Below are 19,624 nucleotides of genomic sequence, written 5' to 3'. Positions count from 1 at the left end.
GTGGAGGACACCGATGGAAAAGCCAGCCGTTACCCCAGCGATCACCCAGGCGATGATCAACGCCTATGATGACTATACCCATCTCAGCCTCGACCGCCGGGGCTTCATGGAAAAACTCACGAAGCTTGCCGGTTCGGGTGCCGCTGCCGCAACCATCATGCCGATGCTGGCCGCTAACAAGGCCAATGCAGCGCTGACGCCGGAAAACGATGAACGGTTGACTTCGACAATGGTCACCTATCCCGGTGCGAGCGGAGAAATGAAGGGCTATCTGGTGAGCCCGAAAGACGCCAAGTCCGCCTTGCCCGGCGTGATCGTCATCCACGAGAACCGTGGCCTTAATCCGCATATCCAGGATGTGACACGTCGGCTGGCGCTGGAAGGCTTCGTTACGCTTGCACCGGATTTTCTGTCGCCACAGGGCGGCACGCCGGAGGACGAAGACAAGGCCCGCGACATGTTCACCACGCTCGACCTCGGCGCTACGGTGAACAATGCGGAGGCCAGCCGCGCCTATCTCGCTGCCGTGAAGGGCGTCAACGGCAAGGTTGGCGCCATCGGCTTTTGCTGGGGCGGTGGCATGGTCAACCGGTTGGCCATCGCCTCACCGCTGCTTGGGGCGGGTGTCGCCTATTACGGTGCCCAGCCGCCAGCCGATCAGGTGCCGGCCATCAACGCACCCTTGATGCTGCATTACGCTGGCCTTGACGAGCGCATCAATGCCGGCATCGATGCCTATCGCAAAGCGCTTGATGCCAATGGTAAGCAAGCCGAGATCTTCGTCTATGACGGCGTCAATCATGCCTTCAACAATGATACGTCGGCGGCCCGCTATAACAAGGAGGCCGCAGACCTTGCCTGGTCGCGCACCGTAGCTTTTCTCAAAAAGAACCTGGCATAGGAATACCTGCCACAACAAAGCGGGGCGGATTGATATCAATCAAAAGCAATCGCCCCGCCCTGCACTAGGGTCCTCCATAGTCTCAGCATGAGCCGGGACACGATGTTGAATTTTAAAACATCAATTTCTATGGAGGAAATCATGGCATCGATGATGAAAGCCGCTGTTGCACGCGAATTCGGCAAGCCGCTGACCATTGAGGAAATGCCGATCCCCGAACCCGGTCCTGGCCAGATTTTGGTCAAATACGCGGCGACCGGCGTTTGCCATACCGACCTGCACGCCATCAGCGGCGACTGGCCGGTCAAGCCCAACCCACCATTCATTCCCGGCCACGAAGGCGTTGGCTTTGTCGCCAAGCTCGGCGCGGGTGTTACCCGGATCAAGGAAGGCGACCGGATTGGCGTTCCGTGGCTGCATACCGCCTGCGGCTGCTGCAATCCCTGCCGCACCGGCTGGGAAACGCTGTGCGGCAGCCAGCAGAATACCGGCTATTCGGTCAACGGCACCTTTGCCCAATACGGACTCGCCGACCCCGATTATGTTGGCCGCCTGCCTGATAACCTGGAATTCGGCGCTGCCGCGCCCATTCTCTGCGCCGGTGTCACCGTCTATAAGGGCCTGAAGGAAACCGAAGTGCGGCCCGGCGAATGGGTCGTCATTTCTGGCATTGGCGGGCTTGGCCATATGGCCGTGCAATATGCCAAGGCCATGGGCATGCATGTGGTTGCCGCCGATATTTTCGATGACAAGCTGGAACTGGCCAAGAAGCTGGGGGCCGATGTGGTCGTCAATGGCCGGGCAGCCGACGCTATCGAGCAGGTGCAAAAGGCCACCGGCGGCGTTCACGGCGCGCTGGTGACAGCCGTTTCCCCCAAGGCGATGGAACAGGCCTATGGCTTCCTGCGCTCCAAGGGCACGATGGCCTTGGTCGGTCTGCCGCCGGGCTTCATTTCGCTGCCGGTATTCGAAACCGTGCTGAAGCGCATCACCGTGCGTGGCTCGATTGTCGGCACCCGGCAGGATCTTGAGGAATCGCTGCAATTTGCCGGTGAAGGCAAGGTCGCAGCCCATTTCTCCTGGGACAAGCTGGAAAATATCAATGCGATTTTTGACCGCATGCGCGAAGGCAAGATCGATGGACGGATCGTGCTTGATCTGGCCGCCTGATAATAACCAGATCCGTGCGCCTTACCGGCGCACGGATCTCATGAATGAAGCAGAGCAAATTATTTCGCCATAAACGATAAGTGTGGCGGCAAGATACTGGAATAGCGCGGAAAAACGGCTATCTTCACCGCAATGCAATAATCCATGGTGAATGCCGATGCTGTCGTCCGAGACCAATGCCGCCACTGATCGTATTTTTGTCTTTCAGGGTGGGGGGGCTTTGGGTGCTTATCAGGCCGGTGCTTATGAGGCTCTTCACGCCCATGATGTCGATCCGGATTGGCTGGCCGGTATTTCCATCGGATCGATCAACTCGGCGCTGATTGCTGGCAGCCCCAGGGAAAAACGGGTGGAAAACCTGCGCGCCTTCTGGGACATGGTGTCTTCACAGCTGAATTTCAACCTTGGCGATCAAGACACCGCGTCGCGGCGCACCACCAACGATCTCTCGGCGCTGACCGGCATGATGTTTGGCATTCCCGGCTTCTTTTCACCGCGTCTGCCCACCCCGCAGCAAGTGTTGCTCAATCCTGATTACCGCGTCAGCGTTTATGACACCGAACCGCTGATCAAGACGCTGAACAATCTGATCGATTTCAAATTGCTGAATGACGGCACGACACGTCTCAGCCTCGGCGCTGTGGACGTTCTCTCCGGCAATTTCGCCTATTTCGACAATCGTCACACCAGGCTCGATGCCCGCCATATCGCTGCTTCCGGCGCGCTGCCGCCCGGTTTCCCACCGGTTGAAATTGATGGCCGGTTTTATTGGGATGGTGGATTGGTCTCGAACACACCCTTGCAGCATGTGCTGGAAACCAATGAAAGCCAGAGAGATCTGGACATTTTCCAGGTCGATCTGTTCAGCGCGCGCGGCGACATGCCAAAGGACCAGTTCGAGGTGGAAAGCCGCACCAAGGAGATTCGGTTTTCCAGCCGAACCCGTATGAATACCGATGAATTCGCCCGCAAACAGGTGATCCGCCGCACCGCCAAACGCCTGCTGGACAAGCTGCCACCGGAATTTCGCGATGACGAGGATGCCAAGCTGCTGCGCTCCATTGGCCAGGAATATGACGTCACCATCGTCCACCTCATTCACCGGCGCGCCGCCCACGCCACCCATTCGATGGACTATGAATTTTCGCGCGCCTCCATCAACGAACATTGGCAGGCTGGATACGACGACGCCACCTACACGCTGAAACATCCGAAATGGCGCAACCGCGGCCGCCCAAGGGATGGCATTCAGATCTTCGATTTGAGCCGCGAACGTCGTCGTATCGGGTCGTGACCTATCAGCTCTGCTGGACTATGCTGCGTTCATATCCACGCATCTTTGAGGATAAAGCGTGACAGCAAAGATCAGCCTGAAAAACGTGGCGCTGGACGCCGGCGTCTCGATCAGCACCGCCTCGCATGCGCTGAACGGCACAGCGCCGCTGACGGCAGAGGTGCGCGACCGGGTGATCGCCTCCGCCCAACGGCTGGGCTATCTGGAAAAACGGCGCAACAAGGCGACCATTGCCACGCTGCGTTGCATCCTTCTAGCGGTTGCCGGTGATGCCGCTCCGCAAAGCGACCTCAACCTGGTCAGTTGGACGGTGATGAATGGGCTGCGCGAGGAGTGCGAGCGCCGGGCGATCCGCATTGTCCCTTGCGTCACGCCGGGCAATCGGATCGACGCCAATGAGGTAAAGCGGATTGCTGTTGCTGAAAAAGTTGATGGCATCGTTATCATCAATGACGACAGGGCAGACTTTATCCGCGCGCTGGCGCAATTGGCGGTGCCATCTGTGATCATCAATGGCGAAGATCCGTCGATGCGGATCGATACGGTCACCGCCGGAAACCGCTTCGGCGCACGCCAGGCCATTGAGCATCTGCTGGCGCTTGGCCACCGTCGCATTCTGCATGTGACATGGCCGGGCCGCACCACCATCCGCCGCCGCTATGATGGCTATGTTGACGCCTTTCTGGCAGCAGGATTGCCAGCCCCAATCGATATGGTGGTCGAGGCTGAGAGCTATGAGCCAGCCGAGGGTGAAAGAGTGTTGCGCGAATTGTTGACCCGCGACCCATCATTGAAGCAGGCCACCGCGATTTTTTGCGCCGCCGATAATCTGGCGCTTGGCTGTCTGAAAACCTTAAGCAAAGCAGGCATCAAGGTTCCCGAAGACATATCCGTGCTGGGCTGCGATGACATTCTGCCGGGCGAATTCAGCACTCCGCCGCTCTCAACCATTCAACTGCCCAGCGCCCGGCTTGGGGCTGCGGCTCTCAGCCTGATCGAGCAGCGGCTGGTGTCCATCGATCCGCTCCGGCCCGCCCATCGGCTGGAACTAGGCTGCCGTCTGGTGCTGCGCGGCAGCATCGCACCGCCGCGATGTTGATAACGTTCGGGGACTTATTTCATCCCCGTCCCGGCAATGCCTGTCGTGATGTATTTTTGCAGGAACAGGAAGACCAGCGTCACCGGCATCAGGCTGAGGAAGGTCATGGCGAGGATGTAATTCCACTGCACCGAAAACTCGCCCTGAAAAGCATTGAGCCCGACCTGTAGGGTGAAATTCTCGCGACTGCTGAGGACGATTAGCGGCCAGAGAAAGTCGTTCCAGCGCCAGAGTACCGAGAAAATCGCCAACACCGCCAGCGCAGGCGCTGTCAACGGCAGGACGATCCGCCAGAAGATCCTGAATTCGCTGGCCGCATCCACCCTTGCCGCCTCGATCAACTCGTCGGGAATGGTCAGCATATATTGCCGCAGCAGAAACACCCCGGTCGGCGAAGCAATGGTCGGGATGATGACGCCCCAGAGATTATCCACCAACCCGACCCCGACAATGACCAGATAGGCAGGCACCATGACAACGGTGAGCGGGATCATCAAGGTCGAGATAATCAGCACAAACACCGCCTTATCGCCCCGAAACCGGTATTTTGACAGGGCAAAGGCCGCCAAGGCATTAACGATCAGCGTGAGAGCCGTCGCCACCACGGTGACGAAGACCGAATTTTTGAGGAAGGTCAGGAAGGCAAACCGGGTCAACGGGTCCGTGTAGTTTTCCGTGGCAATCGTCAGGCTCTGGACCGGCGTGATCGTGCGGGTATCGACGCTGACCGGGGTCTGCGGGTTTTCGGGATCGACCATCTGCGCCTTCAGGCCGATGCGCCGCACCATGGCCATCTGCCGGGTCGTGCCGTCGATGCTGACCTGCCAAAGGCTGAGCGGCTTGTCATAGCCCTTGACCGTCACCTCCACCGCGTCGTGCGGCAGAAGCGTCGGCGGAAAGCGGGTGATTTCGGCAGCCGGTTTCATCGAGGACAGGCCTGCCCAGACCACCGGCACCAGCACTGCCAGCGTGCCAAGGATCAGCCAGAGCCAGGCCAGCACATCGGTCACGCCAATGCGACCTTGGCGGCGGGTGCGGGTCAGGAACGTTATGGGATTGAGGCTCATATCACTGCTCCATTTTCTTGGAGAGGCCAAGTTGCAGCAGGGTCAGCACCAGCAGAACGCAGCCCATCAGGGTTGCCGCCGCCGAGGCAAGACCAAACAGCCGAAGATCGCTGCCGAACGCCATCTGGTAGATATATTGCACGATGAAACTGTTGGCCGTCCCCGGCCCGCCGCCATTGGTCAGCACCCAGGCCTCATCGAAAATCTGCACAGACCGGATCATCAACAAGATCAACACCACCAGCAGGTTGGGCGCGAGCAGTGGCAGGGTGATGCGAAACAGCACCCGGCGCGGGGTGGCCGCATCGATGGCCGCCGCCTCATAGAGATCTTTGGGAATGGCCTGCAATCCGGCCAGCAGGATCAGCGTGTAGAAACCCATGTGGAACCAGACGGAGACCACGACAACGAAAAACCGTGACCAGCCGACCTCCAGCAGAAAGATTTCCGGCGGCACGCCGAGCATTTGCAGGAAGGCGTTGAGCAAGCCGTTGCGGTCCAGGAACCATTTCCAGATCAGGCCGATCACCACAGGTGACAGTAGCACCGGATAAAAGAACATCGCCCGGAAAAATCCACGCGCCACCATGGCGCGGTTGAGGATCAGCGCCGTGATCAGCGAGACCAGCAAGGTCGCCACAACGTTGAAGCCGACAAACCACAGCGTGTTCCAGATCGCCGTCCAGAACAGCGATTCCGTGCAGGTTCCCGGCTGCATATAATCGCCGCAGGTCAGCAATTGGCGAAAATTGTCGAGCCCGACATAGGGACGCTCGGAAACGAACAGATTGGTGCCACCGGTAAAGGCATAGCCGATGGAAATGGCAATCGGCAAAAAGGTGAAAATGCCAAACAGCACCAGATTGGGCGCCAGGAAGAAATACGGCATGCGCTTGCGGCCAAACAGCCGCTCCAGCCCGTTCAGCGGCGCTTCCACCACCAGCATGACGCGGTTCAGAACTCGGTCAGCGATATCGGCAAACTGGCTCATGCAGCAAGGCCTCCGCTGACCTGTTGGCGGTGTCGGGTCAGCGTCAGGCCGGAAACCGGATCGAACACATGCACCGTGCCAGCCAAGGGCGCGACCGCCAAGCGGCTATCCTCCGGGGCAACGAAATGGCCGGGCTGATGCAGGATGACCTGTTCTTCCTGCCCTTCCATCCGGCCATAAAGATAGGTCTCAGTCCCAAGACTTTCACAATAGCCGACAATGAATGGCAGGCCACCCGTCTCGACCCGCTGGAAATGCGCGGGGCGAATACCGACCATCACCTCCTGGCCCGGCTTTGCCGCCGCCTCATCGACAGAAGCGGTAAGATGCTGTGGATAGCCGACATCGATCAGCACCTCGCCCTTCTGAAAGCCGACGATCCGGCCTTTCAGCATGTTCATCCGGGGCGAACCGAGGAAGCCTGCCACAAACAGGTTGCAAGGATTGTTAAACAGATCGAGCGGCGTTCCCACCTGCTCAACCCGGCCACCTTTCAACACGACGATCTTGTCGGCCATGGTCATGGCCTCCATCTGGTCATGGGTCACGTAGATCATCGTCGTCTTGATATCGCGGTGCAGGCGGGTAATTTCCGCCCGTGTCTGGACCCGCAGGGCCGCATCCAGATTGGAGAGCGGCTCATCAAACAGGAAGATTTCGGGTTCGCGCACAATCGCCCGGCCAATCGCCACCCGCTGGCGCTGACCGCCCGAGAGCTGGCGCGGCTTGCGGTCCAGATAAGGCTCGATGGCCAGCATCCTTGCGGCTTCGGCGATCCGCGCCTCGATTTCGGCCCGCTTGAATTTCAGGTTTTCCAGCCCGAAGGCCAGGTTCTTGCGCACGCTCATATGCGGATAAAGCGCATAGGACTGAAACACCATGGCGATCTTGCGCTCGGCAGGCGACAGCTGAGAGACATCGCGGCCATCAATATTGATCGCACCTGTCGTCACATCCTCCAATCCGGCGATGATCCGCAGCAGGGTGGATTTTCCGCAGCCCGACGGCCCCACGAAGACGACGAATTCGCCGTCTTCGATGGTCAGGTCTATGTCATGCAGCACCTTCACCGCGCCGTAGGACTTGTTGAGATCCTTGAGTTGCAACGCTCCCATATCATCCTCCCAGATGCATCAATTTACTGTTGGACGAAATCCAGCGGGTTCCAGCCCTCCGGCAGGGGCTGCGGCCTGTCGATAACGAGATCGTCTATAGTCAGCCCGTCCACCCCAAGGGCAAACACGCCCGGCATTCCGCCCGGATAGTCGATGAGCCCCACGATGCGTCCGTCAGCCCCACGCGTCCAGGCATTGGCCCGGCCATGAGCCTCGGGCGAAGGTGCCAGATCGGCATTGGTCGGACGCATATCATAGCGCAACGCGGTGCCAAGTACCCCGGTTTGCTGGGCTAGATGCACCCGATGCAACGCCACATCGTGAATACCGGCACCGGCCATGGAGACGAGGTTGACCGTGCCTTCCATCCGCCCGGTGATGTCCTCAATAACAAGTCCTCGCACCGCACCCGCCGGGCGCTCCGGCACCCGGTCCACCACCGTGACCGTCAGCGCCTCGCCGGAACCCCAGAACCCGTCCGGCGTCTCCCGGCAGTCCAGGCTGATCCGGGAGAACCTGACATCGGAGACCTTTCCGCCATCGCGGGAAAAAATCCCCAGGCCCCGGTTGGATTGTTCAACCCGGCAATCCTCAAACACCACGCGGGAGAAATCGCCGAAACTTTCAGTTCCCAGCTTCAGCGCGCAGCTCTGGCTGGAAACGGTGCAGCGGCGCACCAGCACATCCTCGCAGGTGCCAATCGCCTTTCCATCCGGCCCGACGCTGGTTTTCAGGCAGATACCATCATCGGCGGTGGAGATCGTGCAATCCTCAATCAACACCCGGCGGCAGGCGTCCAGCACGATGCCATCGGTATTGGGCAGGCGGCAATTGTTGCGGATCGCCACATTGGCGAGGCTGACATCCTCACAATTGACGAAATGCAGCGTCCACATTGGCGAGTTCTCGACCTTAATATGGTCGAGACGAACGCCCCGGCACCCCTCCAGCACCAGAACACGGGGACGAAATTCCGCCGGAATGAATACGCCGACACTGACATCGTCACCGGCAATGAATGCGTCTCCGCCAGCATCAATACGGCCCGACCCGGTCAGCGCGATCGTGTCCGCACCGCGTGCCACCAGCATGGCCCGGTTGGATTTTTCGGCAATGACCGAGACGATATTGTCGCCATAGGCCTGATAATCCGGCACGGGCCGCAAGACTGCTCCCTCCCCCAGATGCAGCTCGACACCGGAGCGAAGCGTCAGCCCGCCAACCTGATGCGATCCAGCTTTGAGCGAAACCCTGCCGCCGCCAGAGGCAGACACATGGTCCATTGCCGCCTGAATGGCTTGCGTGCGGTCGCCGTCCTGATGATCGATGACAATCTCCAGCGTCTGGGTCATGCGGTTGTCTCCGATGACATTGCCACATCGGTCAACAGCAATAGAGCCAGCGCTTGGCCGTAAGGGGTCGGCAAGTTGGGGATACGACGGTAGAAATCCAGATCATGCCCCATCGGCGTCCCATCGGAGACACCCAGCACCACGCCCTCATCATCGATATGGCGGAGCACGGCGGCAAGGGCGCGGTCGGCATGGAGCTTATCCTCCACCGGCAGAATGCCCGCCTCGATGCCGCGCAATATGCCATAGGCAATCCCGGCGGTGGCGGAGGTTTCCAACGGCGAGGTCGGATCATCGAGCAGCGTATGGAACATGCCGTCCTCGCGCTGGAAGGCTTTCAGCGAGCGCAACTGGCTTTTCAGCACATTGGCCAGAAAGCGGCGGTCTTTTTCGTCTATATCAGGCACCAGGAAGAACAGTTCCGGGATCGCCACGGTGATCCAGGCATTGCCCCGCGCCCAGAAGGCGCGGGCAAAGTTATGACGACCGATAAAGGTCCAGCCGTGATACCAGAGACCGGAGACCGGGTCCGAGAGATAACGGGCATGGATCATGAACTGATAGACGGCTTCATCGATCCAGTCCTTGCGGCCAAAATGAACGCCGGCTTGCGCCAGAAACAGCCCGGCCATGAACAGGGTATCATCCCAAAGCTCACCTTCGTTCAGGCGTTCCTTGACCACATGCTGGAAGCCGCCATCCTCGGTTTTCGGCAGGTTTTTCACCAGCCATTCGGCCCAATCCTCGACCAGCGCGTTGAAATCGGGCCGGTCCACATGACCGATCAGGATTGCCAGCGGCAGCATTGGTGCCGTGCTGTTGATCTGGCGTGGCGGCAAGCCGCGACCAATCTGCATCGCATACCAATCAACGAGATCATGGATTGCCTTCCTGTCTCCACTGGCGATGGCGCGGCGCAGGAAGCCGTAAAGGCCGACGCCTACTTCCCAATCCCATTCGTCAAACTGAATGCCGCTTGCGCTGCCTTCCCCGCTCAAGCCTTCCTTGATCCCCTTGAGGCGGCTGAAAGCCACCGCCACTTTGTCGATTGTCTTTTGGAGGGCCGGATGGCCGGTCTCTGGCTGATGCATGGTCTGATCCATCTACTGATAAAGAGGGGTGATTTCACCCCGATCCGGTTGGGCGCTGTCATAGGTCAGCACCGGTTGCGGCTGTTCATGGCTGAAGGGCAGCGGACGTGTCCCCAGCCGAAAGTCGCCGTCATAATTCAAAAACAGCACCTCACGGCCCGGCGGACGAACCCGAAGAGTTCTCGCCAGCGGGTCGAAGTCGATGCTGGTTGCTCGTGCTTTCAAGCAGAAAATCTCGAAAGCCGGCGCGTCCCCGGCTCCGACAATGGCCACCCAGCCCGAAATCGGTGCCAACGCCCGCAATTCACGGCCTGCCGTCGCGCCTGCGTCCATCGGCTCCAGTCCGTGGCTGTTGTAAAGGGCGGCAAACCCTTGGCCCGAGCGGGTAAACACCCAGTTTTCCTCAATGATCACCTCGTCCAAACCGTCAATGCCCAGATAGGCGTGTGTGAACGGCAAGCGTCCGCCTTGCGTATCGGCAATCAGCAGGGCGGTATCGCCATGTTGCGCGACGCGGGGCAGGATGCCGCTTCCTGCCCAATAGGAGGGCCGCTGCGACCCCCATGGATCGTCTTCGCCGGGATGATTGATCCAGAGCCGCGCCATCGGATGGCCAGCCAGCCTGATATCCAGCACATGCTGTTGATGGCCTTTGCGGCCAGTCTTGTGATCGACCACTGTCGAAAGCTGCGAGGCGTGGGTCTTGAACACCACGAGCTTGCCGCTCTCCAGCCCCTGCGCATATCGCGCCTCAATGCTGCGTCCGTGCTTCAGCATCGCCAGTGGAGCCAGATCCTCCGGCGGCTGGTAGTCGCTGGCGCAGAACATTGGTAGCGAGGCGACACCACCATTCCGCCAGCCCTCTCCAAACGCCACCCAGGCGAAAGGCGCGAGTTCCGTCAGCGGCCCGGCCCGCAATTCCTTGTCATAGGCGCGGCCCTGTGATCCCGCAGGCACCCCCGCCAGTGTATGCAAGGCGATCATCCGGAAGATCAGGTCCAACTGCTGGCGGGCGCGGGTGGCAATGTCAGGTTCCGCCCAATGCTCCAGCGCCAGCAGACCAATGAAATCAATCGGGTAATAGGCAGCAGAATTCCATTCGGCCAGCCCATGCGCCTCGACGCTGTCGAACCAGCGATGCAGACGCTGACGGGCCAGCGCCGCCTGCTGTTCTCCCGTGCGGCCAGACGCGGAAAACACCGCATCCGGCATCAACTGACCGGCCAGTAGCTGGCTGGTGTGGAAGCAGAGAACATGGTTCTCGCTCCAAAACCACATCGTGTCATTGCCCGGCTCATCCACCCAATAACGATAATCGAGTACCGATTGGCGCACCCGCTCGCGCTGGTCCGGGGTCAGAACATCAGGGTAAGCGCCGAGCAGCCACAATAGCGGAACAAGGACGAAATCCGAGCAATCCTCCCGCCGGTCGATGGCGGCGAGTGTATCGCTCAGGAGTTTCTCCAGCACTGCGTCATCCACCTGCCCGCAGGCCGCCATGGCCAGCACCCGGCCGATGCGCGGCGCACCATGGCGGGCCGAATAGACAAGCGCATGCTGTTTGCGCTCCCTAAGGCTGTCATGCGAAATCTCCGGCTGCACGCGGGTGAGAAAAGCAGCATCAATCACCCGGCTCGCCACACTGGCACCCTCGCCCATGCGCAGCCGCACGCCGTGATAGCCATCGGCAATACCGAGTGTTTCCTGAACGACAAGGGTTCTGTCCCCGGCGCGCAGCACCGCCTGCGCCTTTGCCAGCACGGCACGCTCATGACCATGGCTGTAGACGGTGATCTCGACGGGAACATCAGTCCTCGGCGCGTCGTCGAACAGCAATTCCAGCGGTTGACCGCTAAACACGTCGCGGGACGGGCGCACGCTGCGGATCAACCGTTCCAGCCGCGCAACCATCGCCCCATCCAGAACCGCAGGCAAAAGCACGGCGATTGGCTCTGCATCCGTCACTTCCAGCTCGACAAACCAGACCGTGTCGCGCTCCGCCAGGTCTTCGGTGTGAACCAGAATATCATTATCGCCCTCGGAAAGTTGCAGGGTGACATCCGACATGGATTCAAAATTACGCCGGAACGGTTCGAAGCGAACCTGCTCCGCGCCATTCACCCAGATCCGCACCCCGCCGCAGGTCTTCAGCCGCAGCGTGAGGCTTCTGGCCGCCTCGGCCCGGAACGTGCCACGCAGCCAGCGGCGGACATGAGTCGGAACATGCCAGAAATGGGTGAATTCCACCCGCCGATTGGCACCCGGTAGGTTGAGGTGATCAGGCTCCCAGTCGCGCTCCGGTGCCAGATCTCGCCCGACCATCGTCGCCCAGAACGCCTTGCGACACGGCAGATCGCCGACATCGACGAAACCGTTGATGAAGCGGTAATCGACGCGGTCCTCGGCGGGTGCCGCAATACCTGCAAACACACTGGCAGTGAGCGGCGAGACCAACCAGGACGTGATCGTCTCGCCAGTGCGAACTTCATAAACCGGGTCTTTTGCTGCTGGCACACAATGATTGTTCATGTCTCGCCTCCCTGCGATCATGAAAATATTTTTTATTCGGTCAAATTTCGATAGAAAAATCATGCATCGCCGAATTTTCGTCAACGAAACAGCTTGACGACAGGTTTGTCAAGTCTCAAAAAGGTTGAGGAGGAGCATGACATTGAGGAGTGTTATGCCATTTATGAAAATATTTTTACGGGAGGGACTCATGTCAAAAATTCTGTCAGGCGTCAGCGCCATCGTCTTGTCGGCGCTTGCGCTCAGCCATCCGGCCTTTGCCGAAACCAAAACCATCACCTTTCTGTTCACCGATGACGATCAGTCCTATGTCGAGCATATGGCGGCGCTGAGCAAACAGTTCGAAGCTGCTCATCCTGACGTGAAGGTCAATTTCGTATCTTCAGGCTATGATGCCGTCGCCAAACAATTGCCGGTGCAGCTTGCTGTGGGCGAAGGCCCGGATCTGGCCAAGATCACCGATTGGCAATTGGCACCCTTCTATCTCGACATGCGGCCCTATATGAAGGACCCGGATGGTTACGCCAAGCTCCATGGCGAAAGCCTCAACCAATTGCGCCTGCCCGGCGTCAACGACCCGAAATCGATCAATGGCTATGTCGCCTCGCAGACCCTGAACCTGCCCTTCGTCAACAAGACATTGTTTGAGCAGGCGGAAGAGCCGCTGCCCGGCCCGAAAGCGACGCTGAAAGACATTGTCGAGGCTTCCGCCCGGGTGGCGAAAAAGACCGGCGTGCAGATCCCCTTCACCATGGACCGTTCCGGCCATCGGTTTTCCGGCGCGGCCTTTTCCTATGGCTCGTCCTATGTGAAAGACGGCAAGTTCAGCTTTCCCGACGAGGCCGCCAAGACCTATATTGCCGATCTCTACAACTGGACGAAGGATGGCAGCTTTCCCAAGGAAATGTGGGGCGCTGCCGGCGGCTCGCAATATAAGAACATGGGCGATGAATTCGTCAACGGCAATGTCGTGACCTATCTGGCCGGCAACTGGATGGTCAATCCGTTCCAGAAGAAGATCGGCGACGCCTTCGAATGGACGGCAATCAACGCGCCCTGCGGCACCGCTGGCTGCTATGCCATGCCGGGTGCCACCGGGATTGTCGGCTTCAAACGCACCAAATACCCGGAAGCTGTCGCCCAATTCATCGAATTTCTCGGCTCAGAGAAAGTCCAACGCGAGATTGCCGAAAACTACGTGATCCTGACGGGTGCCGAAATCGACAAGCCGCAATACAAGCTGACGGACGACAATGCCAAGGCGTCCATGGCCGTCTTCAACGACAACGAAAAGAACGTGCCGCAGGAAGCGCGGATTTTTGAAAAGAAAAAAGGCGGCTCGGCGCTTTACCAGCAGATCGTCCAGCGCATGAGCCAGTTGATCGTCGGCGAATTGACGTTGCAACAAACCTATGACGCCCTGGCCGCCGATATCGACAAGATCAACGTGGCAACGGCGACGAAGTGAGACGTTAGGCGCGACACAGTTTAAAGGCCGTCCAGCAATCTGGGCGGTCCTCTTTGTGAATGGCTACTCTTCCCTTGCAACCGCCGAAATTTGGCCGCACACCATGTCCAAAACGATGTGCCGATTTGAAAGGACAAGGTGCCATGCCCATTGCATTGACAATCGATGACCTGAAACGTCAAGCAAAGCGCCGTGTCCCGAAAATGTTCTTCGACTATGCCGATAGTGGATCCTTGAGCGAGAGCACTTACCACGCCAACGAGAGTGATTTTTCCCGCATCAAGCTGCGTCAGCGGGTTCTGGTCGATATGACAGAACGGTCGCTGGCAAGCACGATGATCGGAGAGCCTGTGACCATGCCGGTGGCGCTCGCCCCGACCGGAATGACCGGCATGCAGCATGCCGATGGGGAAATTCTCGCGGCGGAAGCAGCTGAAGCTTACGGCGTGCCCTTCACGCTGTCCACCATGAGCATCTGCTCGATTGAAGATGTCGCGCTTCATACGCGCCGCCCCTTCTGGTTCCAGCTTTACGTCATGAAGGACCGCGATTTCGTCAACAGCCTGATCGACCGTGCCAAGGCTGCCCATTGCTCAGCACTGGTGTTGACGCTCGATCTGCAAATCCTTGGACAGCGCCACAAGGACCTGCGCAACGGCCTGTCGGCGCCGCCAAAATTCACCCCGAAACATCTCTGGCAGATGGCGACCAAGCCACAATGGTGCATCGGCATGGCCAATACGCGGCGGCGTCATTTCGGCAATATCGTCGGCCATGCCAAGAACGTCTCCAGCCTGTCTTCGCTCTCGGCCTGGACGGCGGAACAGTTCGATCCGAAACTGTCGTGGAGCGATGTTGCCTGGATCAAGGAGCGCTGGGGTGGCAAATTGATCCTGAAGGGCATTCTCGATGTGGAGGACGCCCGCGCCGCCGCCGATAGCGGGGCGGATGCGATTATCGTGTCCAACCATGGCGGTCGCCAACTGGATGGCGCGCCGTCGTCCATCTCCATGCTGGCCTCGATTGTCGAGGCGGTGGGAGACCGGATCGAAGTGCATATCGATGGCGGTATCCGCTCGGGTCAGGACGTGTTGAAGGCCCTGGCCTTGGGTGCCAAGGGGACCTATATCGGCCGACCGTTTCTCTACGGGCTTGGCGCGGATGGGCGAGCTGGTGTGCAGCGCGCATTGGAGATCATCGCCAGGGAGCTTGATATCAGCATGGCACTGTGCGGCAAGCGGCTGATTTCGGAGGTGAACGCCTCGATCCTGATGGGCAATCCCTTCGCTGCGGGACCTTGCTGAACCAATTCTCTCACCCTTGCCGGGTAAATCCTGTTCTACACCTTGAAATCCGCCCCATAATCAGCGACCAAACTGGATAGTTTTTTCGCAAGGCAGGATCATGTCCCCCATCAGCACTCCGGCATCGCCTCCCCGTCAGCTTAACCGGGCCGATTTTCGCACGCTTGGGCTTTCAGCCCTGGGCGGGGCCTTGGAATTCTACGATTTCATCATCTTCGTGTTTTTCGCGGGTGTAATCGGCAAGCTGTTTTTCCCGGCCAACATGCCGGACTGGCTGGTGACGATCCAGACCTTCGGAATTTTTGCTGCAGGCTATCTGGTGCGGCCCCTGGGCGGGTTAATCCTGGCCCATTTCGGTGATGTGTTTGGCCGCAAGAAAGTCTTTGCCTTTTCCATCCTGTTGATGGCGCTGTCTACCCTTGGCATGGCTGCGATGCCGACCTATGCCTCCATTGGCATAGCCGCACCCGTGTTGCTGATTATCATGCGGCTGTTGCAGGGCGTTGCCATCGGCGGAGAAGTGCCGGGTGCCTGGACCTTCGTCTCGGAACATGTGCCATTTCGCCGGGTCGGCTTTGCCTGCGGTTTTCTCTGCTCTGGCCTGACACTCGGCATTCTGCTGGGTTCGTTGATCGCAACCGTCATCAATTCGATGTTCACGCCGGAAGATGTTGCCGCCTATGCCTGGCGCATCCCGTTCTTCCTCGGTGGTTTCTTCGGCCTTGTCGCCGTCTACCTGCGCCGCTGGCTTCAGGAAACCCCTGTTTTTGCTGAGATGCGTCAGGCGCGAACGACAGTGATGGAACTGCCGCTGAAAACCGTGCTGCGCGATTATCCCGCTGCTGTCATCATTTCCATGGCTTTGACGTGGGTGCTTGCCGCCTGCCTCGTCGTCACCACGCTGATGACTGCCACGCTCCTGCAAAAACTCTATGGCTACAGCGCCCAGATCGCGCTGTCCGCCACCAGCTTTGGCACATTGTTCCTGATTTTCAGCACCGCTGCATCAGGCGCGATTGTCGATAAGGTCGGCTCCGGGCGGTTTTTAATGGTTGGGAGCGTATTTTTGGCAGCAGCAACCTTTGCTTTCTACACCTATGCAAGCGTTTCGGTTCCGGTCCTGTTTGTGCTCTATGCCGTAATGGGCCTTTCCGTGGGCATTGTCGGGGCCGTGCCTTACGTGATGGTGCGCGCCTTTCCCGCACCTGTGCGCTTCACCGGTCTGTCATTTTCCTACAATGTCTCCTACGCGATTTTCGGCGGATTGACACCGATTGCGGTCGCCAGCCTGCTGCCAATCAACCCGATGGCACATGCCTATTATCTGCTGTTCATCGCCGCCCTCGCCTTTGTGCTTGGCGTCTATCTGACGCTGAAAGGCGATGGGATAGAGGCGAAGGCTGGGATCGAGGAACTGGCAAGCCGCCAGACAACAGCAACGCTTTAATTCGAATGCCGGGGGCGACGCTGCCCCCGGCTTCACATCCGGTCAAATGTCCAGTGTTGTCTGGTGCTCCCATGGGGTGAATTGTGAGCAATAGCTTGTCCACTCGCCATGCTTGAGCTTGAGATAGGCGGCAGAGAACTCCTCTCCCAAGGCCTGTTGCAGCTCTGTGTCGGCTTCATAGGCGCGCAACGCATCCAGAAGGTTCAGCGGCAGTTTCGGGGCGTCGGTCACCGTATGACCTTCGCGGTACATATCGATGTCGTAATGCGGGCCGGGATCGGCATTGGTTTTCAGACCCGACAGGCCCGCTGCAATGATGATGGCCTGAAGCAGATAAGGGTTCACGGCACCATCGGGCAGGCGCAGCTCAAACCGGCCTGGACCCGGCACACGCACCATATGGGTGCGATTATTGCCGGTCCATGTCACGGTGTTGGGTGCCCATGTGGCACCAGACACCGTGCGCGGCGCATTGATACGCTTGTAAGAGTTGACCGTGGGGTTGGTGACGGCAGCCAGAGCGGATGCATGTTTCATAATTCCGCCAAGGAAGGTTTTGCCCTTGGCAGACAGGCCAAAGGGCATGGCCTTGTCGGCAAAGGCATTGACCTTGCCGTCATTATCCCACACCGAGATATGGGCATGGCAACCATTGCCCGTGAGGCCCTTGAAGGGCTTTGGCATGAAGGTGGCACGAAGCCCATGCTTTTCAGCCACCGATTTGACCATGAATTTGAAGAAGGAATGCTTGTCGGCGGTTTTCAGCGCGTCGTCATATTCCCAGTTCATCTCAAACTGGCCGTTGGCGTCTTCATGGTCGTTTTGATAGGGCTTCCAGCCCAATTCCAGCATGTGATCGCAGATTTCGGCAATCACATCATAACGGCGCATCAAGGCCTGTTGGTCGTAGCAGGGCTTTTCGGCGGTGTCGAATTCATCGGAAATGGTCTTGCCGTCGGCAGAGATAAGGAAGAATTCCGGTTCCACCCCGGTCTTGACCCGAAGGCCCATGCTTGCTGCTTCATCTACCAGCTTTTTGAGCATCACACGCGGCGCTTGCTCCACCGGCTTGTCGTCCATCACGCAATCGGCGGCAACCCATGCCACGTCTTTTTTCCATGGCAATTGGATCACGGAAGAGGCGTCTGGAACAGCGAAGAGATCGGGATGGGCGGGGGTGAGGTCCAGCCAAGTGGCAAAGCCTGCAAAGCCAGCGCCATCCTTTTGCATGTCGGCAATGGCTTGGGCGGGCACCAGCTTGGCGCGTTGCGCACCAAACAGGTCGGTATAGCTGATCATGAAATATTTAATGCCGCGTTCAGCGGCGAATTGTGCAAGATCCTGTGTCACGTCGTTCCCCTGTTTTTATGGATTGAGACACATGTTGAAAGGAAAGGCCGCGCCCTTGGGAGGTTTGCGCGGCCATGGATGTTAAAATCCGGCTTTGCCGGGATACCAGTTGGTGCCAGCCAAAGGCACTTGCGCCATCGCGGCGGCTTCCATGGTCAGAGCCACCAAATCTTCCGGCTCCAGATTATGCAGGCGGTTATGGCCGCAGGCGCGGGCAATGGTCTGGGCTTCCAGCGTCATCACCTTGAGGTAATTGGCCAGACGGCGACCCGCCAGAACCGGATCGAGCCGCTTCATCAGTTCCGGGTCTTGTGTTGTAATGCCTGCCGGGTCTTTGCCCTCATGCCAGTCATCATAAGCGCCGGCGGTGGTGCCGAGTTTTTGATATTCCTCTTCCCACTTCGGGTCATTGTCGCCAATCGCCACCAGTGCTGCTGTGCCAATCGCCACAGCATCCGCGCCTAGCGCCAAGGCTTTGGCGACATCTGCACCAGAGCGAATGCCGCCAGAGATGATCAGCTGCACTTTGCGATGCATACCAAGGTCTTGAAGTGCCTGAACGGCGGGGCGAATACAGGCCAGTGTCGGCATGCCGACATTTTCGATAAACACATCCTGCGTCGCCGCCGTGCCGCCCTGCATGCCGTCTAGCACCACCACATCGGCTCCGGCTTTTACCGCCAGTGCTGTGTCATAATACGGCCGCGCACCGCCAACCTTGATATAGATTGGCTTTTCCCAATTGGTGATTTCGCGAAGCTCCAGAATTTTGATTTCCAGATCATCCGGCCCCGTCCAGTCCGGGTGACGGCAGGCCGAGCGCTGATCGATACCCTTGGGCAGGTTGCGCATATTGGCCACACGGTCAGAAATCTTCTGGCCCAGCAACATGCCACCGCCGCCGGGCTTGGCCCCTTGGCCAACCACCACTTCAATGGCATCGGCGCGGCGCAAGTCCTTCGGGTTCATGCCATAGCGGGAGGGAAGATATTGATAGACGAGGGTTTGCGAATGGCCGCGCTCTTCATCGGTCATGCCGCCATCACCTGTCGTGGTGGAGGTTCCGGCAATGGTCGCACCACGGCCAAGGGCTTCCTTGGCATTGCCCGACAGTGCACCGAAGCTCATGCCCGCAATGGTAATCGGCGTTTTGAGATGAATTGGCTTTTTGGCAAAGCGCGTGCCAAGCACCACCGATGTGTCGCATTTCTCGCGGTAGCCTTCCAGCGGATAGCGCGAAATGGAAGCCCCAAGAAACAGCAGATCATCAAAATGCGGCACCTTGCGCTTGGTGCCTGCACCACGAATGTCATAGATACCAGTGGCAGCCGCGCGGCGGATTTCCGCCAGCGTGTAATCATCAAAGGTCGCGGATTTGCGCGGCGGAGTGTTGGGATTATGGTAGCTCATAGCGATCTCCTGGGGTCAGGACCCCACTTTTTTGCG

At 58.8% G+C, this 19,624-nt stretch carries 15 protein-coding genes; 7 read left to right on the top strand and 8 right to left on the bottom strand.

The features are described from left to right. Positions 1–13: 13 nt before the first annotated feature. The 4 genes from AVI_RS20635 to AVI_RS20620 all read left to right on the top strand — a co-directional run bounded on the left by AVI_RS20635 (position 14) and on the right by AVI_RS20620 (position 4,464). Positions 14–901, top strand: coding sequence for a dienelactone hydrolase family protein (locus AVI_RS20635; protein WP_012654081.1), 888 nt, complete (start codon positions 14–16; stop codon positions 899–901). 141 nt (positions 902–1,042) lie between these two features. Next, positions 1,043–2,071 carry an alcohol dehydrogenase AdhP gene (gene adhP, locus AVI_RS20630; protein WP_012654080.1) on the top strand — a complete coding sequence of 343 codons (1,029 nt, stop codon included), beginning with the start codon at positions 1,043–1,045 and terminating at the stop codon, positions 2,069–2,071. Between the two features lie 157 nt (positions 2,072–2,228). After that, positions 2,229–3,365: a DUF3734 domain-containing protein gene (locus AVI_RS20625; RefSeq protein ID WP_012654079.1), complete on the top strand. Its 1,137-nt coding sequence runs from the start codon at positions 2,229–2,231 to the stop codon at positions 3,363–3,365. A 58-nt stretch (positions 3,366–3,423) separates the two neighbouring features. Then, positions 3,424–4,464 carry a LacI family DNA-binding transcriptional regulator gene (locus tag AVI_RS20620; protein ID WP_041698579.1) on the top strand — a complete coding sequence of 347 codons (1,041 nt, stop codon included), beginning with the start codon at positions 3,424–3,426 and terminating at the stop codon, positions 4,462–4,464. Positions 4,465–4,478: 14 nt separating this feature from the next. Here AVI_RS20620 and AVI_RS20615 read toward each other — a convergent pair whose 3' ends face one another. The 6 genes from AVI_RS20615 to AVI_RS20590 are packed head-to-tail and all read right to left on the bottom strand — an operon-like array spanning position 4,479 to position 12,609. Next, complete coding sequence (locus tag AVI_RS20615; RefSeq protein WP_012654077.1) at positions 4,479–5,531, bottom strand: carbohydrate ABC transporter permease; 1,053 nt, start codon at positions 5,529–5,531, stop codon at positions 4,479–4,481. 1 nt (position 5,532) lies between these two features. Then, positions 5,533–6,522 carry a carbohydrate ABC transporter permease gene (locus AVI_RS20610; RefSeq protein ID WP_041698578.1) on the bottom strand — a complete coding sequence of 330 codons (990 nt, stop codon included), beginning with the start codon at positions 6,520–6,522 and terminating at the stop codon, positions 5,533–5,535. Further along, positions 6,519–7,637, bottom strand: a complete 1,119-nt coding sequence (locus tag AVI_RS20605; RefSeq protein ID WP_012654075.1) for an ABC transporter ATP-binding protein — start codon at positions 7,635–7,637, stop codon at positions 6,519–6,521. The genes AVI_RS20610 and AVI_RS20605 overlap by 4 nt, the downstream gene beginning before the upstream one ends. A 23-nt stretch (positions 7,638–7,660) precedes the next feature. Further along, positions 7,661–8,989 (bottom strand): polygalacturonase PglB, encoded by a 1,329-nt coding sequence (gene pglB, locus AVI_RS20600; RefSeq protein ID WP_041698575.1) that lies wholly within the window; start codon positions 8,987–8,989, stop codon positions 7,661–7,663. Then, the gene (gene bglB / locus AVI_RS20595; protein WP_012654073.1) at positions 8,986–10,080 is read right to left on the bottom strand and encodes a beta-galactosidase BglB; all 1,095 of its coding nucleotides are present in this window, start codon (positions 10,078–10,080) and stop codon (positions 8,986–8,988) included. The genes pglB and bglB overlap by 4 nt, the downstream gene beginning before the upstream one ends. 12 nt (positions 10,081–10,092) lie before the next feature. After that, a complete protein-coding gene (locus AVI_RS20590; protein WP_012654072.1) occupies positions 10,093–12,609 on the bottom strand; it encodes a hypothetical protein in 2,517 nt (838 codons plus the stop codon). Between the two features lie 190 nt (positions 12,610–12,799). On the opposite strand from AVI_RS20590, the gene AVI_RS20585 reads away from it, so the two are divergent. The 3 genes from AVI_RS20585 to AVI_RS20575 all read left to right on the top strand — a co-directional run bounded on the left by AVI_RS20585 (position 12,800) and on the right by AVI_RS20575 (position 16,828). Next, the gene (locus AVI_RS20585; RefSeq protein WP_012654071.1) at positions 12,800–14,077 is read left to right on the top strand and encodes an ABC transporter substrate-binding protein; all 1,278 of its coding nucleotides are present in this window, start codon (positions 12,800–12,802) and stop codon (positions 14,075–14,077) included. A gap of 143 nt (positions 14,078–14,220) precedes the next feature. Beyond that, entirely contained in the window at positions 14,221–15,381 is a 1,161-nt protein-coding gene (locus AVI_RS20580) for an alpha-hydroxy acid oxidase (RefSeq protein WP_012654070.1), read from the top strand. A gap of 100 nt (positions 15,382–15,481) precedes the next feature. Next, positions 15,482–16,828: an MFS transporter gene (locus AVI_RS20575; protein WP_012654069.1), complete on the top strand. Its 1,347-nt coding sequence runs from the start codon at positions 15,482–15,484 to the stop codon at positions 16,826–16,828. A gap of 42 nt (positions 16,829–16,870) precedes the next feature. Here AVI_RS20575 and glnT read toward each other — a convergent pair whose 3' ends face one another. Further along, entirely contained in the window at positions 16,871–18,178 is a 1,308-nt protein-coding gene (glnT, locus tag AVI_RS20570; RefSeq protein WP_012654068.1) for a type III glutamate--ammonia ligase, read from the bottom strand. 81 nt (positions 18,179–18,259) lie between these two features. After that, positions 18,260–19,588: an FMN-binding glutamate synthase family protein gene (locus tag AVI_RS20565; protein ID WP_012654067.1), complete on the bottom strand. Its 1,329-nt coding sequence runs from the start codon at positions 19,586–19,588 to the stop codon at positions 18,260–18,262. Positions 19,589–19,624 lie beyond the last annotated feature (36 nt).

The organism is Allorhizobium ampelinum S4 (assembly GCF_000016285.1).
GTDB classification, from domain to species: Bacteria; Pseudomonadota; Alphaproteobacteria; order Rhizobiales; family Rhizobiaceae; genus Allorhizobium; species Allorhizobium ampelinum.
This window is presented reverse-complemented; position numbering and strand designations above follow the sequence as displayed.

Excerpts from the sequence above, each read along its gene's own strand:
- AVI_RS20580 (WP_012654070.1), top strand. The coding sequence starts at position 14,221 with ATGCCCATTGCATTGACAATCGATGACCTGAAACGTCAAGCAAAGCGC.
- AVI_RS20605 (WP_012654075.1), bottom strand. The coding sequence starts at position 7,637 with ATGGGAGCGTTGCAACTCAAGGATCTCAACAAGTCCTACGGCGCGGTG.
- AVI_RS20565 (WP_012654067.1), bottom strand. The coding sequence starts at position 19,588 with ATGAGCTACCATAATCCCAACACTCCGCCGCGCAAATCCGCGACCTTT.
- AVI_RS20610 (WP_041698578.1), bottom strand. The coding sequence starts at position 6,522 with ATGAGCCAGTTTGCCGATATCGCTGACCGAGTTCTGAACCGCGTCATG.
- AVI_RS20575 (WP_012654069.1), top strand. The coding sequence starts at position 15,482 with ATGTCCCCCATCAGCACTCCGGCATCGCCTCCCCGTCAGCTTAACCGG.
- bglB (WP_012654073.1), bottom strand. The coding sequence starts at position 10,080 with ATGCATCAGCCAGAGACCGGCCATCCGGCCCTCCAAAAGACAATCGAC.
- AVI_RS20615 (WP_012654077.1), bottom strand. The coding sequence starts at position 5,531 with ATGAGCCTCAATCCCATAACGTTCCTGACCCGCACCCGCCGCCAAGGT.
- AVI_RS20585 (WP_012654071.1), top strand. The coding sequence starts at position 12,800 with ATGTCAAAAATTCTGTCAGGCGTCAGCGCCATCGTCTTGTCGGCGCTT.
- AVI_RS20625 (WP_012654079.1), top strand. The coding sequence starts at position 2,229 with ATGCTGTCGTCCGAGACCAATGCCGCCACTGATCGTATTTTTGTCTTT.
- AVI_RS20590 (WP_012654072.1), bottom strand. The coding sequence starts at position 12,609 with ATGAACAATCATTGTGTGCCAGCAGCAAAAGACCCGGTTTATGAAGTT.
- AVI_RS20635 (WP_012654081.1), top strand. The coding sequence starts at position 14 with ATGGAAAAGCCAGCCGTTACCCCAGCGATCACCCAGGCGATGATCAAC.
- adhP (WP_012654080.1), top strand. The coding sequence starts at position 1,043 with ATGGCATCGATGATGAAAGCCGCTGTTGCACGCGAATTCGGCAAGCCG.
- pglB (WP_041698575.1), bottom strand. The coding sequence starts at position 8,989 with ATGACCCAGACGCTGGAGATTGTCATCGATCATCAGGACGGCGACCGC.